Annotated in this window: 13 protein-coding genes; 4 read left to right on the top strand and 9 right to left on the bottom strand. The window is 38.6% G+C overall.

The window, feature by feature from the left end; translation table 11 throughout:
- Window positions 1–3 precede the first annotated feature (3 nt).
- The 7 genes from QNI15_RS15975 to QNI15_RS15945 form a co-directional block, all read right to left on the bottom strand.
- Window positions 4–381, bottom strand: a complete 378-nt coding sequence (locus QNI15_RS15975; RefSeq protein ID WP_313997031.1) for a glyoxalase superfamily protein — start codon at window positions 379–381, stop codon at window positions 4–6.
- Between the two features lie 27 nt (window positions 382–408).
- Window positions 409–825, bottom strand: a complete 417-nt coding sequence (locus tag QNI15_RS15970) for a DUF2262 domain-containing protein (protein ID WP_313997033.1) — start codon at window positions 823–825, stop codon at window positions 409–411.
- A 39-nt stretch (window positions 826–864) separates the two neighbouring features.
- On the bottom strand, window positions 865–1,266 hold the full coding sequence (locus QNI15_RS15965) for a hypothetical protein (RefSeq protein WP_313997035.1): 402 nt from the start codon (window positions 1,264–1,266) through the stop codon (window positions 865–867).
- 107 nt (window positions 1,267–1,373) lie between these two features.
- A complete protein-coding gene (locus tag QNI15_RS15960; RefSeq protein WP_314032556.1) occupies window positions 1,374–1,970 on the bottom strand; it encodes an NADPH-dependent F420 reductase in 597 nt (198 codons plus the stop codon).
- 77 nt (window positions 1,971–2,047) lie between these two features.
- On the bottom strand, window positions 2,048–2,923 hold the full coding sequence (locus QNI15_RS15955) for a pirin family protein (RefSeq protein WP_314032555.1): 876 nt from the start codon (window positions 2,921–2,923) through the stop codon (window positions 2,048–2,050).
- 141 nt (window positions 2,924–3,064) lie between these two features.
- Window positions 3,065–3,649, bottom strand: coding sequence for a Crp/Fnr family transcriptional regulator (locus tag QNI15_RS15950; protein ID WP_314032554.1), 585 nt, complete (start codon window positions 3,647–3,649; stop codon window positions 3,065–3,067).
- Window positions 3,650–3,854: 205 nt separating this feature from the next.
- Window positions 3,855–5,444 carry a hydrolase gene (locus QNI15_RS15945; RefSeq protein WP_314032553.1) on the bottom strand — a complete coding sequence of 530 codons (1,590 nt, stop codon included), beginning with the start codon at window positions 5,442–5,444 and terminating at the stop codon, window positions 3,855–3,857.
- A gap of 501 nt (window positions 5,445–5,945) precedes the next feature.
- Here QNI15_RS15945 and QNI15_RS15940 point away from each other — a divergent pair.
- The 3 genes from QNI15_RS15940 to QNI15_RS15930 all read left to right on the top strand — a co-directional run bounded on the left by QNI15_RS15940 (window position 5,946) and on the right by QNI15_RS15930 (window position 11,475).
- Window positions 5,946–8,180, top strand: coding sequence for a PAS domain S-box protein (locus QNI15_RS15940; RefSeq protein ID WP_313997148.1), 2,235 nt, complete (start codon window positions 5,946–5,948; stop codon window positions 8,178–8,180).
- A gap of 123 nt (window positions 8,181–8,303) precedes the next feature.
- A complete protein-coding gene (locus tag QNI15_RS15935) occupies window positions 8,304–10,457 on the top strand; it encodes an alpha-L-fucosidase (RefSeq protein WP_314032552.1) in 2,154 nt (717 codons plus the stop codon).
- A gap of 235 nt (window positions 10,458–10,692) precedes the next feature.
- On the top strand, window positions 10,693–11,475 hold the full coding sequence (locus QNI15_RS15930; RefSeq protein ID WP_313997152.1) for an MBL fold metallo-hydrolase: 783 nt from the start codon (window positions 10,693–10,695) through the stop codon (window positions 11,473–11,475).
- Window positions 11,476–11,481: 6 nt separating this feature from the next.
- On the opposite strand, the gene QNI15_RS15925 is transcribed toward QNI15_RS15930, so the two are convergent.
- Window positions 11,482–12,564 carry a winged helix DNA-binding domain-containing protein gene (locus QNI15_RS15925; RefSeq protein ID WP_314032551.1) on the bottom strand — a complete coding sequence of 361 codons (1,083 nt, stop codon included), beginning with the start codon at window positions 12,562–12,564 and terminating at the stop codon, window positions 11,482–11,484.
- Between the two features lie 226 nt (window positions 12,565–12,790).
- On the opposite strand from QNI15_RS15925, the gene QNI15_RS15920 reads away from it, so the two are divergent.
- On the top strand, window positions 12,791–15,091 hold the full coding sequence (locus QNI15_RS15920; RefSeq protein WP_313984039.1) for a GH92 family glycosyl hydrolase: 2,301 nt from the start codon (window positions 12,791–12,793) through the stop codon (window positions 15,089–15,091).
- 73 nt (window positions 15,092–15,164) lie between these two features.
- On the opposite strand, the gene QNI15_RS15915 is transcribed toward QNI15_RS15920, so the two are convergent.
- Window positions 15,165–16,418 carry a hypothetical protein gene (locus QNI15_RS15915; protein ID WP_313997159.1) on the bottom strand — a complete coding sequence of 418 codons (1,254 nt, stop codon included), beginning with the start codon at window positions 16,416–16,418 and terminating at the stop codon, window positions 15,165–15,167.
- Window positions 16,419–16,550: the final 132 nt, after the last annotated feature.

Genomic DNA, 16,550 nt, shown 5'->3' with positions numbered 1-16,550 from the left:
TGTTTATTTTTCCAGAATAGATTCGCCAAATCGTAATGTGTTCCCACTGGGATCAGTTACATAAAATTCGCGTATACCCCAATCCTGGTCTACTGGACTCTGATGTACTGGAGAGTTCATATGCTGAGATGTATCAAGGCCACGTTCCCTATATTTCTGGAAGAGGGCATCTACATTTTGGGTATAGATATTGATAGCTATACCAAATACACTGTCTCCTGATAAGGTTGATAATTGTAGTTCACTACCCTCTTTTATCAGATTGACGACAGGAAAGGTGAGAGGAGTGATTGCATATTTCAGTTCAAAGTCCAGAATTTGTGTATAAAAGAGTACAGACTCTTCCATGTTTTTGTATTTGATCACTGGAACAATTTTCATAGAAACATGCTTTAAAGATGTTTGTTGTTAACCCCATATTGTTGTTTGATCAATGTCACAGTTTTCGTTTACTTCTATAATAATACTGTGTCCCCAAAATGTATCTCCGTCATTGTAGAAGATCTGAAAGCTTAAATCCTGAAAGAAATTGATTGCTTGGATCTGTATTCTGTTGACAAACTCTTGCTCTGAGATTGGATTTTCTTCCCAATCATCTTCATCTTCCAGATAGCCTGGATAAAGTGCAAACAACTCTGCATCCAGAAGTTCCTTGTTGGCTTTTACCCAATCCAGACGGTTTTCTATCTGAAGTGTATATTCTTCCAGATCAAATAGGGCAGTTTCCTGTTCGTCAAATGCAATACGTACCTGGTTCCCAAATATCAGTGTGTTCTTTTCGTATCTTCCTAATGGCTGATTTAGTGTATATTCCTGTAAACTCATTGTGATTTATTTTACGGTAGATCTGTTCTATAAATACATTCAGTCATTAAAGTACTCCTCAGCATCTTCTGTAGAAGCCCATTCCTCCATATCTGGTAGTACTACCTTTTGCACAAACGCAAACAGGTTTTTATACTCACCACAGATGATATTCCATTGAGTATTATGAAATGAGGGATGATAATAGATGACATTCTCACAAATCTGATTGTCTTTGATTTCAAATCCTGCAAAGTCATCTCTGTCATGACGTCTGAGAATGGTGATGAGTTCCCTCTTAGTAGAATTTTCCAGTTGAAATCGTTGAGTAGCAAATGCAAATTCATCCAGTTGAGAGCAAAAGTGCCAGGGTTCAAAAGAGACCAGATTCTGACCAACAAACCAGCGGAATGCATTGGGTAATAAGAGTCCGTTAGTTGTTTTAAATAAATGTGCATTCATAACCTGCTACTTTTTTTAGAAAAAAAATATTCAGGCGGAAAGATATAAAAAATCCCATTTTGAATGTGAAAACGCTCAAAATGGGAGTAGAATAGGTATAAAAAGAATCAGGAGAGTTTTAACAGGTTTTTAGCTGTAAACGGACCTCCAAATTGTTGCAGTTTGCCACCAACAGCTAGGGTACCTAAATCGATGCCTGCAAAACCCATTTTTGTAAGGAGATCTTCGATTTGAGCCTTAACTGAGGAGTTGTCACCTGAATAAAAAATAACTCTGTGTCCCGCTCCTTCCTGTGGATTTGCTGTTAAAAGTGCAGCAGGTAAAGTATTAAATGCCTTGATTACATGTGCATCAGGTATCAGGCTGGCAATTATTTCACTGGAAGTAGTATTGCCCAGATCCAATGGTTTAAACTCCGGAAAAGAAATAGCATTTGTGGCATCCAGCAGAATTTTACCCTTCCAGGATGATATGCTTTTGATGACTTGTTCTGCTTTTTCCCAGGGTACTGCCAGCAAGATAATATCTGCTTCGGCTGCTTCCTGTACGCTTCCGGCTCTTAGGCCTTTGCCTATCTGTTGTCTAATACCTGTCAGCGATTCAGCTCCTTTGCTGTTGCTGATAACTACTTCATTGCCAGTTGTGACTGCATGTTTCGCAAATGCCTGACCAATATTACCGGCTCCAATAATTCCGATTTTCATATAGATAAAAAATAAAAATAGATATGTATGATATGACTATATCCCTCCTGAATAAAAGAGGAGGGATATAAGTATAATTAATGGGTGTATTCTATTTTGCCGTATTTTCCAGAAAAGAAGTCCCGATACGCTTCTGCTACTTCCAAACGGCTATTCATCACAAATGGTCCTTCGGCTGCAATAGGCTCCTGATAACGTTCACCACCAAACAAGATCAGATCTACAACTTCGTTATGTGTATTTGTGAAATCCAATGAAGTTCCTTCTTCAGAGAAAACTAGCAGTTCACTATTTCCATACTCATTCCCATCTATCTGAATTGACGTTGTAGGAATGAAAGCTGCATATTCCAGACCAGATTCGGCTTCAAAGTGAAATGTTTGATTGGGATTGATCCTAATGTGAAAGATAAACTGTTTGGTAAATGTAACTACAGGTGATGAATAGCCTTCATAGTCACCAATCAAAACACGAAGTTTACCAGTACCATCTGCCAATTCTATCTCAGGGATATCCTGAGGTTGAACAGCCAGATAAGCTGGAGCTTCAATTTTATTCTTTGCGGGTAAGTTGACCCAGAATTGCAGAGAATGTAATACTCCACCATTTTTTTGAAACGCCTGACTGAGATGTTCATCATGGATTATTCCATTACCCGCATTCATCCATTGTGCACCACCTGCACTGACAATACCATAGTTTCCCTGACTATCGTAATGTTCCAGTTCACCACTGAATAAATAGCTAAAGGTTGCAATTCCCCTGTGTGGATGGGCAAATTTTCCATCGGGTGCTTCTGGAGTTTCTGGTTTTTGCTGGTAGGGGTATACATAATCCAGAAATACGAACGGACCCACTGTGTTCGCATAATAGTTAGGCAACATTCGATTGACTTGCAACTTGCCAACGGTAGCCTGTGTACCATTATAGGTAACAGAAATATTCTTTTTCATATAAGTGATAGTTTGTCTCGATTGAACAATGCAAAATTCGGGAATAGCTACCTCTTTCCTCTTGACAAAAGTCTGAAAATGCAATTGATATATGTCAACTATATTTTTAGATATATATCAATTGGAACTTGATATAAAGACTTATTTATATAGCAACTTTTTGCGGATTCGGGTCAGTGTTTCCGGGGAAATGCCTAAATAGGAGGCTATCATGTTTTGAGGAAATCGCTGCAGGAAGCCGGAGTGGTTGGTGACAAAATCCTGGTATTTCTCTTCTGCATCCATTCCAATAGAAGCATGAATACGTTTTTGAGTGGCTATGTGATGTTTTGTGTCCAGTACCCGAACCATTTTTACAAATGCCGGAACTTCATTGAGTAGTTGCTGATGATGTTCCTGGTTCAGTACCAGCAATTCACAATCCTCCACTGCATCTATATTGTAAGGGGAGGGTGAAAGCATAAAAAAGCTTTCTCTGTCGCCTATCCACCAGTTTTCGATACCAAATTGTATAATGGTTTCGTGTCCTTTGTCATTGACGATATACATGCGCATAGCACCTTTGAGGATAAATGCCATTTGTTTAGCTACATCACCTTCCTGAAGGAAATACTGTTTCTTGCGTAACTTTTTAAATGTAAAAGCCTGACGAACGATCTCAAATTCTTTATCTGTTAGGGACATTGAGGAATACTCTTCAACATATTTTCGCAAAGCTTCATGCATACTATTATTTTGTAAAGTGCTTAATGGACAGTAGTGTCCAGCCGATAAGTGGTTTTTCTAATGTAAATATAGAAAAATCTCTTTCGGGTTTAAGTATTTGGGATTTGATAGGTGGTGGTATACTAAAGCAATTGCCCGAGAAAATCTGCCATTAATCTATTGTTGGCTGATTTCTTCGGGCAATACTATACTGGTATAGGTACTTTTACTGTACTTTGGCTAACCAAAGAGATGCATTCAAATGTAAGGCAGGATGAGAAGTGTATCCAGAAGGAACATCTCCTGACCAGCCGTTAAACAAATTATCATTGGTATCACCTGTACCATCATCCGAAGGGGAACTGTCACCTACAAACACAATACGTCCATTTCCATAGGTAGCCAACAAGGCCATTATACCTGTATTGCCTCCTAATGTGCTGCTTGTACGCCAGAACAAACCTTGTACAGAAGAGTTATTGGAAGGATACAAAGTGGCAGTTGTGCCATTATAAAAGGCTAGCTTAGTAGCAGAACCTGCAGATCCATTCAATACAGCCTGAGCGTTTGTATTGGTTCCTGTATATACCTTTGTTGTAGGTTGTTCGCTGATATCTACTAAATCTACAACAAAACCAAAGGGGTTATTGTTATTAATTCCATTGTTTGTCATCAGATCGTTCCATACACGAGGAGAGTCGTAGCCGTCTCCATCACGATCAGAAGGATTGTATCCATTGGGATCTGCTCCAGATATATTGGTACCAGTATGATCTGCAATCATCATCAATCCACCTCCATTGGCAATAAAGTTCATTAGAGCTGTTTTCTCTGAAGATGTAAACAACCGATTGGGCTCAATAACCATAAATACATCATAGTTACTCAGATCCTGAGCGTTAGAAGCATCTCCATAGGTGATAGCACCACCATTCGGCAAGGTTTCTGCCAGATGGCCACGTTTTACCAATTCTACTGCCCATGCTGACATCCCGCCTTTCCAGTATGTTTCGCTGGTACTGGATGTGATGCCTGTATACGAAGGAGTAGGATACCGTTGTGCTTTAGTTTCGGTAGTAGATCCTCCTGTATAGATAGGCACACTTTCTGTACCATCAGCATCAATCTGCCAGTCTGCACTACCTGCATTTTCACGCTTGGATGCATCAAACAAGAACTTCTTGGCTGTTGTGCCACCACCTGTACCATTGTCATTGATGATAATGTCGTCAATATTGATACGGTTGCTGGAGCCAGACAACTTCCGGATTTCCAAACGAATGGTGCCTGATATATTTAAGGTAAACGTTTGGGTTTGTAAAGTTGACGTTGTGGTTATGTTAGATCCTGTCTGGGTCCATGTACTGCCATTATTGACAGAATACCAGAGTCCCCATTGGCTACTGGCATCTGTTCCATAGGTGCCATGTTTAATGCTTACCGTACTGATACCTGTTGTTACATTGAACAACATAGTTATTTTACCTGTATTGCGAATACGTGCCGACCAGGAACCACTTTTCAAATCTCCACTTAGATTACCAATCAAGGCATCATACAAATTCCAGGAGTTACTCTGCAATGTCACATTGTCACCACTGGATGATCCTGTTGGCGATACATCATAAGCTGTTTTGGGACTAGTTGTTCCTACCTCAAAGCCTTGTGATAAAGAAACAGCCGCCGCAGAAATACTAGTGTCATCAACAGGAGGTTGTATTTGAACGTTGGCTAATTCGGGCGTGCAGCTGGTCACAATGAGACCTGCCAGAAGTGTAATGGCAAGCCCCCGCATGGTTTGTGTTAATACGATCATAAATGATAGAGAAGTAAAAGAAAAAAATGAATAAAATATACTGTATATTATTGAATGTTTATGATGTAAATATCTAATTTTTAGATGGTTATGTGTGTTATGGAATTGTTTATTTTTTGTGATATAATTATTTTTTCTTATCCTTTTATCTGATACTATAAGAAAATGGAAAAAAAAACAATTTACCCTTGCTGCACAAAAGTTATTAATTATAAATATCTGGTAATAAGGAGGTGAGGCAGATTCAGGAGGAAAGTCAGGTATCGATCTCATAAATTATTAAATGATGTAAAATAAACGTACTTTTATCAGTATCAGTCATTTAAAAGATCTTACCAAAGACTTTAACGCATAAAATGGATAGTCAGGTTTTGGATGATTTTGGTCATCGTAAATACTGAAATAATCCATTATCTATGTCATTATTTGACGATAAAAAGGATCAATTCTACATCTGTTTATACTTCTGTGTAAACAATGCTGCATAGACTATTTAAGTAAATGGAAGGTCTGTTTAAGATTTTATTTGAATCTGCTCCTGAGGCGACTCTTGTCGTTACTACTTCAGGAGAGATAATGCTGGTTAATAAGCAGGTAGAGAGGTTGTTTGGATATACGAAAGAAGAGTTGATAGGGAGAGAAATCGAAATACTTTTGCCTGTTGAGATGGTGGGCATGCATAAACTACATCGATTGGAATATGTAAAATCTCCTGGGCTGAGAGAAATGGGAAGTGGAGGGGAATTGGCTGCCTGCCACAAAAATGGATCTGAACTATTGGTAGAAGTTAGTCTGAGTCCTTTGCCGATGGAGAATGATCTATTGATAGCTGTTGCCGTTCGGGATGTAACAGAACGAAGAAAATTAAATACACAACTAAAAATTAGCGAACAGCAGTTTAAAGGAGCTTTTGAATACTCTGCTGTAGGAATGGCCCTGGTATCCTTGGGAGGGAAGTGGATGCGTGTAAACAAGAGTCTTTGCCAACTGCTGGGATATACAGAAGAGGAGTTTCTGCTAACAGATTTTCAACAACTGACTCATGCAGAAGATCTGGAAGGTGATCTTCTATTAGTAGAAAAGATAATAAAAGGAGAAATTGAAAGCTATCAGCTTGAGAAAAGATACTTTCATAAGAATGGTAATATAATCTGGGCATTGCTAAACGTTTCCCTTGTAAAAGATATACAAGGGACCCCGTTACATTTTATTTCCCAAATACAGGATATTACAGAGTGGAAACGTTCTGAACAATTACTACTTGAGCGGGATGCCTTACTGTCTAAGCTTTCTGCACAAGTACCTGGTGCAATTTTCCAGTATCAGCTTTTTCCAGATGGAACTTCTTCTTTTCCTTTCACTAGTCAGGGAGTACTGGATATTTATGAATTGACCTCAGAAGAGTTGAAAAAGAAAGGATCATTGGTAAGAGAACGACTTCATCCCGACGATTATGCAAGAACGATAGCTTCTATTCAAGAGTCCTTTCAGACCCTTTCTCTATGGTTACAGGAATATCGTGTACTCTTACCTAAAAAAGGAATACGCTGGATACAAGGCAATGCAAAGCCTGAAAGACAGCGAGATGGAAGCGTGTTATGGCATGGCTATCTTACTGATATAACAGAACGCAAAAAAACAGAGCTGGCTCTGATAGAAAGTGAGCAACGCTGGCAATTTGCCCTGGAAGGTTCAGGTGATGGTGTTTGGGACTGGCATATACCTTCGGGGCAGGTTTTTTATTCCAATCGCTGGAAGAGTATGCTAGGATATGAAACCAATGAGATTGGAGATCAAAGAGAAGAATGGACTACGCGTATACATCCTCAGGATCGTCTACCACATGACAGAGAGCTAAATAAATATCTTTCCGGAGAAGTTGATGTGTATATTAATGAGTATCGTATTCGTCGTAAAGATGGTACTTATCAGTGGATATTATCCAGGGGAAAGGTGATTTTGTATGATGAAAAAGGGAAGCCTGTTCGGATGATTGGCACTCTCTCAGATATAAGCTGGCAAAAGAACAAAGAGACTGAACTGACACAGGCGTTGAATATTGTAAACGAGCAAAACAAACGCCTGCTTAACTTTGCGTATATCGTTTCTCATAACCTTCGATCGCATACTGTCAATTTGGAAATGATGCTTATTTTTCTGGAAGACGAGAATATGCAGGATGAACGGGAACAAACAGTAGGTTATCTGAATCGTATTTCCAAATCATTAAGTGAGACTGTTGGACACTTAGTAGAGGTAGTGGATATTCAGTCTAATCCGAATCAGCCACGTCAGCATCTGAACCTGAGAGATTACATTCAGAAAACCGTTTCTTCCCTCACAAAAGATATCAATATAAATAAAGTTAAAATTGTCAATAATGTTTCTCCTTTGGTATCAGTGGATTATAATCCTGCCTATCTGGAGAATATACTTTTAAACTTTATATCCAATGGTATACGCTATCGGCATCCGGAACGTGAACCTATCATCTCATTGGATGTTTTCTATGAAAACGAAAAACTGTTATTAAAAATTGGAGATAATGGAATAGGTATAGATCTGGAAGGAAACGGGAGAGAATTATTTGGCATGTATAAGACATTTCATGGAAATCCGGATGCAAAAGGTATTGGTTTGTTTATTACAAAGAATCAGGTTGAGGCTATGGGTGGAAAGATCGAAGTTGAGAGTAAAGTGGATGCAGGCACAACCTTCAAAATTTATTTTAGATGATAGGATTTGAAATGAACGATTCCTTTTTCTGAACTAGCATTTTTTGATAGATCACTATAGCATAACTTGGAGAATATCCCTTTCTCTCCTTACCTTGCTGTTGATCTACCCTCACTTACTTCTATGACAAAAAGGAATTATTATATTTTCTTTCTTTTATTCTTTTGTACTCTATATACTCATTCAACCTTCTCTCAGATTTCTCCGCAAGCTTTGAAGCAGTGGAAAGACCAGAAATACTCAATGTTTATTCATTGGGGAGGTATCTATTCTGTATTAGGAGGTGTATGGGATGGAAAGCCCATTGATCGGGGACTAAGTGAACAAATACAGGCACATGCTGGTATTTATAGTGATACCTATGCAAACGTTGCCAAAAAGTTTAATCCTATCTATTGGAATGCAGATTCTATTGCTCTACTTGCCAAAGAAGCAGGCATGCGTTCTATTGTAATCACATCCAAACATCATGATGGATTTTGTATGTGGAATACCCGTAGTACTGATTTTGATGTAGTAGATGCGACTCCTTTTAAGCGTGATGTACTGAAAGAGCTTTCTGATGCTTGCAAACGCCATGAAATCAGCTTTGGGCTTTATTTTTCACTCATAGACTGGCATTATCCGGAAGCATCTCCAATCTCCAGCCATAATTCAGATAGAATAACGCCTTCCCATCATGAATACAACAAACAACAGCTGACAGAATTGCTTACCAATTATGGTTCTGTCACAGAAATATGGTTTGACATGGGATCACAAAGTTTACAGCAAAGTCAGGAATTGCGGGAACTAGTACATAGACTACAACCTGACTGTATGATAGGAAGTCGTATCGGAAATGATATGGGTGATTTTACTGTAATGGGTGATAATCAGGAACCAGATTATGTAATTGAGGTGCCATGGCAATCTCCTGCTTCCTTTTTTGATGAGACATGGGGGTATCGTTCCTGGCAGAAACGAGTTCCTTTGGAGGAGAAACAGAAAGAGAAGTTGACCAGTCTGATACGGGTAGTAAGTCGTGGAGGAAAGTATTTGCTGAATATTGGTCCAAAGGGAGATGGATCGGTTGTTCCTTATGAAAAAGAAGTTTTGTTGAAAACAGGGGAGTGGCTGAAAAAGAATAGTGAGGCCATATATGGAGTTAATCCAGATCCATTTCACACACCTTTTGAATGGGGTAGTGTAACATCCAGTTCTGATAAATTGTATCTGCATCTTCTTTCTCTACCCCAAAATAATACAATTGTTTTGCCTGGGCTTACAGGGAAAATAAAATCTGTTGAGGTATTAGGGAATAAAAAATACAAGATTAAACTGAGTTCTAAATCAGATGGTGTTGTTTTGACATTGCCAGAAGGATTGGATGTATCAAAAGAATTTCAGGTTATCGGAATAACATTTTCTAATGGATATAAAGTTGCTCCATTTCCTGTTACTAAAGAAATAAGACAAAACGAGATTGTGCTAAGCTCCACCAATGCATTTAAGCATTATAGCAACTCAGGTATTGATTACAATACACGTTATCTAAGCACCGTAAAAGAATCCTGGAATGTACAACCTGCAACTACAGGCAAATGGACACCTGTACTCTATTATAGTGCGGAAGAGAAAGGAAAGAAATTAGACATTCAGATTACTGATAAAACCCAGCAAATTACATTAGACGGTAGAGAAGTGGTGAAGTTACAGAATAATCTGACTGCTTTAATCTGGAGCCCACTCTATCTGGCTGGACCTTTCTATTCTGGAATTGAAGGGGTACATGGAGATGTAACCAAACTGACTACCACCGCAGCCTGGGAAAATAAACCCTGGACACCACAATCTGAATGGAAACAAGGAGAAACTTATACCATTCCCTCTGAATCCAGTACAGCCTGGTATGTATTACAGGAAATAACATCTGCTGAAGCTCAATCTCTTTTAATCCGAATAACCAGTGGAGATGCTGTACTGGTATTATTAAATGGAAAACAATTGCTGATTCATAATAATCCTGAAAAGGTTAAAAGTCTGGAAGATATGATCCTATTGCCGCTGCAAAAAGGAAAGAACCAGTTACTAATTAAACTATACAATTACTTTCAGAAAGAAATTCCATTTTCTTTAAGTGCTCAGATTCCACAGGATTTGTATAAGTTGCCCTTACCTTCTGTATCTTTACAGGCAGGATCTATATATCCGTTTAGCTGGAAATGGCATCAACCTCTTTCGCCACATTATACCTTGATTGTTCCTAATCTTTCACTACAGTTGATAAAGCAATAGTATAGATTTTAATGCGATAATAGACTCTATTTTCATTTTGGTTTGTTTTACAGCAGAATCAGAAATGACTGTTGACATAAGGTTGTCACAAACAATACTTTTATTTAGGAAAAAGTTGAAACTAAACAGCCCCTATTGTCATTAGATTAACTGGTAGGTTGTATAATTTGCTAGTAATAGTAAGGACCATCTGGTTTGACTATTTGTCCAAAAAATAGTTTCTTTGTATATACATATGTCATTGTTTATTGCCTCTCTTAATTCTGGTAGCAATGGAAATTGTTACTATATCGGAAATGATACCGAAGCCATATTAGTAGATGCCGGGATTTCATGCCGGGAAACTGAACTTCGTATGGCTCGACTGGGATTATCTATGCAACAGGTAAAAGCTGTATTTATTTCACATGAACACTGGGATCATATACGTGGATTGCCTGTTCTGGCTAAAAAATACCATCTGCCTGTCTATATTACTCCACAAACAATGCAGCAAGCTGGTTTGTATGGTAAACGGTTAACTACTCTGCCCTTTCAGGCTCATCAGCCTATTCAGATTGGCGGATTGCAGATCACTGCTTTTCCAAAATTGCATGACGCAGCAGATCCGCATAGTTTTATTGTTTCCTATAATGATGTAACTGTTGGCATACTTACAGATATTGGTACCTGCTGCGATAATGTAGTTGAGTATTTTAAAAAGTGTCAGGCTGTATTTCTGGAGTCTAATTTTGATGAAGTAATGCTCGACAAGGGCGGATACCCTGCTTATTTGAAAAAACGTATCAGAAGTATGTATGGGCATTTGTCAAATGATCAGGCACTTGAACTTTTCAGAACATGTAAATCGTCTGATCTAACCCATGTGCTATTATCACATTTGTCAAAAAATAATAATAATCCATTGCTGGCAAAAGCATTGTTTGAAGCACATGCAGGTGACACAGAAGTTATTATAGCTTCCAGAGATGAAGCAACTGCTGTTTTTAAAATATCAGGTTCATCGGTACTGATTTAGATTGTTTCATCTGGAAATATTCAGGGTATAACCTTCTGGTAATTCCAGAAAAGAAGCATATTGTCGGGCTACTTCATGGAGAGACTGCTCCTCATTCTCTTTAAGACTACGGAATAAAGTAATATCTACCTGTACAGATGCTTTTCTCAGTGTTCGTTTCCATGTCCCTGTTATCTGTCCGTTTACAATCAATGTGTTGCTAAAGAGAATATTCCCCCTGGGTATTTGTGTTTGTTTGTCTGTGAGGACTTCCCGATTGGCATAACCAACAATATACTCATCGTAGTTAGGGAGCAGATATACTTTGGTTGATTCATCATTGATTGGAGATGCGGATTCTGCAAACCAATATGTTTGATTATCGATAGTTTCTTGTACCAGATTGGATTGTATCAACGCCAAACCTTTTCGTGCATCTGTGACAGATAATCCTGACCACCATATATAATCTTTTAGTGTAGCAGGACCATGACTGGTAAAATAACGTAAGCTAAGTTTAGCCAATGCTTCTTCTTTGGATAAAGGATTTACAAAAGGTGCACATTCAGATAGCAACCTATATGTATGATGTTTTCCTTTTAATCCACCACTGCATACAATCCCTTCTTGTTCTGCTTGTATCATAATGTGTGAAATTCCTTCCTGGGTCACAGATAATCCAGCCTCCTGTAAGGACAAAAGAAGTTCGGAACGGGTTTTTTGTTGATTACCTGTCAGCGTTTCTTGCAGGTGGTTAAGACAACGTTCCATAAAGGGTCGTTCCAAACCATATTTGCTACAATAGGGGGCATTCAGAGCCTTAACCTTATGTGATGTAATCGCTAAAATCCATTGTATATCTTCAGGTGTTACAAAATGCCAGGTAGGACGCATTATGTGTGTACGAATAATTCTGCCATCTGTTAATGCAGTATCTATGGCTTTATCTGTTATTGCCGGACAACGTTGTGCAATGGCCCATTTAGCTCCTGCATAATCCTGTGCCTGTACAGCTCCCAACCACTGTACAACTTCCTCTGGTTTAGTAAAGGATGAGGTTAGAAGTTGTTGATTATGAAGTCGGGTATGAATCAGATGGGTAGAGGTCATAAGCAAGGTTTTTGTATTTCTGATAAAGTTATATAGATATACAAAGAAAAGATGCATCAGTGACAATGTTATGTCAACAGTTCAAAAGATATAAACTATTTTCTCATTGCATCTGAATTGACTAAAACCTGAGTTTGTTATCACATAGTTGAGGAAATTGTGTATAATTGAAAATGTTGTCAATTTTAAGACAGCTTTCTTATTAGTTCAATCCCGTACAACCTCAATGAAAAAAACGTTTATCTCGTTACTTATTCTGCTTCAATCAACAGCTTTTGCGCAGACAAAAAACACACCCAATTTAATTCCATTTGTAAAACCCATTATTGGTACACAAAAAATGGGACATACATTTCCAGGTGCAACCGTACCATTTGGCATGGTGCAACTGAGTCCGGATACTGACACACTGAGTTATGAAAAAGATGGAAAATACAATCCGGATATGTATCGGTATTGTGCAGGTTATCAGTATGATGATCGTACTATTGTTGGATTCAGCCATACACATTTCAGTGGTACCGGACATTCCGATCTGGGAGATTTTCTGATTATGCCCACAACAGGCGCATTGCAGTTAAATCCTGGCACCGCCAATAATCCGGCTGGCGGTTATCGATCTGCATTTTCACATGCAAATGAACTCGCTGAGCCTGCTTACTACAAAGTAAAACTGGATGATCATAATATCACTGCAGAGCTTACTGCCAGCAACAGAGTAGGTTTCCATCAGTACACCTTTCCTGCATCCGATCAGTCACACATTATTCTGGATCTGATGGCAGGTATCTATAATTACGAAAATAAGAATGTTTGGACATTTGTTCGGGTTGAAAACGATACGTTGATTACCGGATACAGACAAACTACAGGATGGGCACGTACTCGTACGGTATATTTTGCCATGTCCTTTTCTAAGCCTTTTTATCAATACGGAAGTCAGAATAATTCCAAGAAGGAAGTATATCGTGGTTTCTGGGGAAGATTTGACCAGGCGCATAACTTTCCGGAGATGGCTGGTCGTCAATTAAGAGCTTATTTTGATTTTAAAACGACAGAAGGAGAGAAGATCAAAATCAAGTTTGCATTATCTCCGGTAAGTACAGAAGGGGCTTTACTGAATATGCGGACTGAAATTCCTCACTGGAATTTTGAGCAGGTAAAACAGGAAAGTCAGGCACTCTGGAACAAAGAATTAAGCAAGGTGACAGTTGAGATGTTGAATGCAGATGAAAAGATTAACTTCTATACAGGAGTATATCATGCATTCCTGGGGCCAACCACCTATATGGATGTAGATGGTTCGTATAAGGGATTAGACCAAAACATCCACAAAGCCAATGGGTTTACCAATTATACTACCTTCTCCTTATGGGATACCTATCGGGCGTTACATCCTCTGTTTAATGTATTGCAACCCAAACGGAATGCAGATATGGTACAATCCATGCTGGCACATTATGACCAGAGTGTACATAAAATGCTGCCTGTCTGGTCTCATTATGCAAACGAGAACTGGTGTATGATTGGTTATCACAGTGTGCCTGTTATTGCAGATGCTGTTATGAAAGGCAATGCTCCCTTTGATGCGATGAAAGCTTTGGAAGCTTGTGCTACTACCGCACGTCATAAGAGTTTTGATGGGATTGGGTATTATATGGAACAAGGATATGTGCCAGATGACAAAAGTTCTTCGTCTGTTTCCAAAACGCTGGAATATGCCTATGATGACTGGTGTATTGCCCAGATGGCAAAAAAGCTAAATCGTATGGATTTGTATGAAGAGTTTAGCAAAAGGGCATTAAATTATAAAAATGTCTACGATGCTTCTATTGGTTTTATGCGGCCTAAACTGAGCAATGGAAGTTTTAAAACACAATTTGATGTATTGAGTACACATAACCAGGGATTCATTGAAGGAAATGCCTGGAATTATAGTCTCTATGTGCCACATGATCCTGCAGCAATGATACAGCTGATGGGAGGGGATAAACGTTTTATTCCTCATCTGGATTCTTTGTTTACGATGGATCTGCCTGATAAATTTTTTGCTGAAACTGAAGATATTACCCGGGATGGTATTATTGGAAATTATGTACATGGTAATGAACCTGCACACCACGTGGCCTATCTGTATAACTGGACAACTCAACCCTGGAAAACACAGGATCGCATTCGTATGATTTTGAAGAAGATGTATCATCCAACACCTGATGGGCTAGGTGGAAACGATGATTGTGGACAGATGAGTGCCTGGTATATTTTTAGCTCACTAGGATTCTACCCGGTATGTCCCGGATCAGAGCAATATTCATTGGGTAGCCCAGCAGTTAAAACAGCTTCTATTCAACTGGAGAATGGAAAAGTGTTTACTATTGAAGCTAAAAATCAGAGCGATAAAAATGTGTATGTGCAAAAGGTTTTATTGAATGGAAAGCCTTTGACTCAACATTACATTACACATTCTGATATCATGAATGGAGGTAATCTGGTATTTTATATGGCAAGTAAACCTGTGAAAAAATAGTATTGAGTAAATAAAAACGGAGCAGTTATCTGCTCCGTTTTTAGGATTTTGTAACCTCTAAACCTATAAAAAATCAATCATTTATTTTAAAGTCAACATCTCCATAGCGGGAGCTTACCCGTATATTACTACCCGATGACTTGCCAAAAGAACCTACATAATTTTTTGAACTGCCACTTTTTTCTACAGAAGTAAAATGTGCTCCTGATTCGTTCCAGTCCAGATCTGCGAAGGAAACTTTGATGTCAAAGTCAAAACCTAGACTAGAGGGTATGCGCAAGTCTATGTCGCTAAAGCTGCCATCTATGTCAAAAGATTTAAAACCTTTGCCATTTGTTCCCATATCTACGCTACCATATTTAGCCTTTACTTTCGCTGCTTGTATATTTCTAACTTCCAGTTCTGAAAAACTGCTCTCAATGGTTAGATTATTCCCTTCTGTAATCTCCATGTTTGAATAAGAAGCCTTGATTTCTCCACTTTTGCAATAACCTATTCTACCATCTCCAAACGATACCTTTACATAGTTGTCTGCATTATTGAGTTTTTCAGCTTTTAGACTTCCATACGAACATTGCAAATCACTTTTGCCGTTGATATCTGCCACATAAGTATCCCCAAAAGAGTTTTTGATACGCAAAGGATTGTTACGTGGCATATTAACAGTATAGTTAATTTCAAAGCTTTGCTTGCCACCACTCCAGTTGTTCATATTGTCAAACTGAGTTTTTACCAGAATTTCGTTTTCGGATGAATTTTCATTGACAACAATATTTATTCTGTCTAATAAGGTTTGAGCTTTTGATTCATTGGAAGATTTGGCAATCATGACCACATCAACAGAGGCTTCCTGTTTGTCCCAGGTGTTAATGTGAACTTTGCCAAACTTGTTTTCAATTGCCAGCCTGTCGTTAGAACCTAGTTTGAAGGTCTTGGAAAACTTTTTTGTTTTCTCTTCGTCATAACGATGAGCGTATGTATCTCTATCAGAACTATGATTAGAGATTGCCTCTTGTGTTGCATCCGCCACTTCTCTACCCACATTAGCTACCTGATCACCTACATCCTGCCAGGTTTGCTCTTCAGCTAGGGTTTCTCCAACCCGTCGTGCTGCAATACTCACATCAGTTCCAATCCGAATCCCCAGATCACGAAAGGTTGTGCCTATTTCTTCTCCAATAGTTCTCCAGTCTTTTTCCTGGCAATTTGTAATAGATTTGGATTTTCGTTTTGAAGTTTCTTCCTTCTTGTCCTGGGCATATGTATGCGTGCATACTCCCAGAATAAGTAAGATTATAAACCAGCTATTTTTCTGTTTGCGTCTCATCTTTTTAATTGTTAAATACTGAAATGCTGAGAATGACCTCTAACTATTTGTTTCTTACTGTAAGACGCTGTGCATAAGCGCAGTATTCGTCTGTACGTTACCTCTGTTTTCATAGGATGCCTCAGGATAGTT

The sequence above is a fragment of the Xanthocytophaga flava genome (assembly GCF_030068545.1).
Taxonomy (GTDB): Bacteria; Bacteroidota; Bacteroidia; order Cytophagales; family 172606-1; genus Xanthocytophaga; species Xanthocytophaga flava.
The sequence above is the reverse complement of the archived record's forward strand: the minus strand, read 5'-3'. Positions and strand labels throughout refer to the sequence as shown.

Coding starts and splice junctions, on each gene's coding strand:
- QNI15_RS15945 (WP_314032553.1), bottom strand. CDS start 5,444: ATGATCGTATTAACACAAACCATGCGGGGGCTTGCCATTACACTTCTG.
- QNI15_RS15965 (WP_313997035.1), bottom strand. CDS start 1,266: ATGAATGCACATTTATTTAAAACAACTAACGGACTCTTATTACCCAAT.
- QNI15_RS15955 (WP_314032555.1), bottom strand. CDS start 2,923: ATGAAAAAGAATATTTCTGTTACCTATAATGGTACACAGGCTACCGTT.
- QNI15_RS15935 (WP_314032552.1), top strand. CDS start 8,304: ATGACAAAAAGGAATTATTATATTTTCTTTCTTTTATTCTTTTGTACT.
- QNI15_RS15970 (WP_313997033.1), bottom strand. CDS start 825: ATGAGTTTACAGGAATATACACTAAATCAGCCATTAGGAAGATACGAA.
- QNI15_RS15950 (WP_314032554.1), bottom strand. CDS start 3,649: ATGCATGAAGCTTTGCGAAAATATGTTGAAGAGTATTCCTCAATGTCC.
- QNI15_RS15915 (WP_313997159.1), bottom strand. CDS start 16,418: ATGAGACGCAAACAGAAAAATAGCTGGTTTATAATCTTACTTATTCTG.
- QNI15_RS15960 (WP_314032556.1), bottom strand. CDS start 1,970: ATGAAAATCGGAATTATTGGAGCCGGTAATATTGGTCAGGCATTTGCG.
- QNI15_RS15930 (WP_313997152.1), top strand. CDS start 10,693: ATGTCATTGTTTATTGCCTCTCTTAATTCTGGTAGCAATGGAAATTGT.
- QNI15_RS15925 (WP_314032551.1), bottom strand. CDS start 12,564: ATGACCTCTACCCATCTGATTCATACCCGACTTCATAATCAACAACTT.
- QNI15_RS15940 (WP_313997148.1), top strand. CDS start 5,946: ATGGAAGGTCTGTTTAAGATTTTATTTGAATCTGCTCCTGAGGCGACT.
- QNI15_RS15920 (WP_313984039.1), top strand. CDS start 12,791: ATGAAAAAAACGTTTATCTCGTTACTTATTCTGCTTCAATCAACAGCT.
- QNI15_RS15975 (WP_313997031.1), bottom strand. CDS start 381: ATGAAAATTGTTCCAGTGATCAAATACAAAAACATGGAAGAGTCTGTA.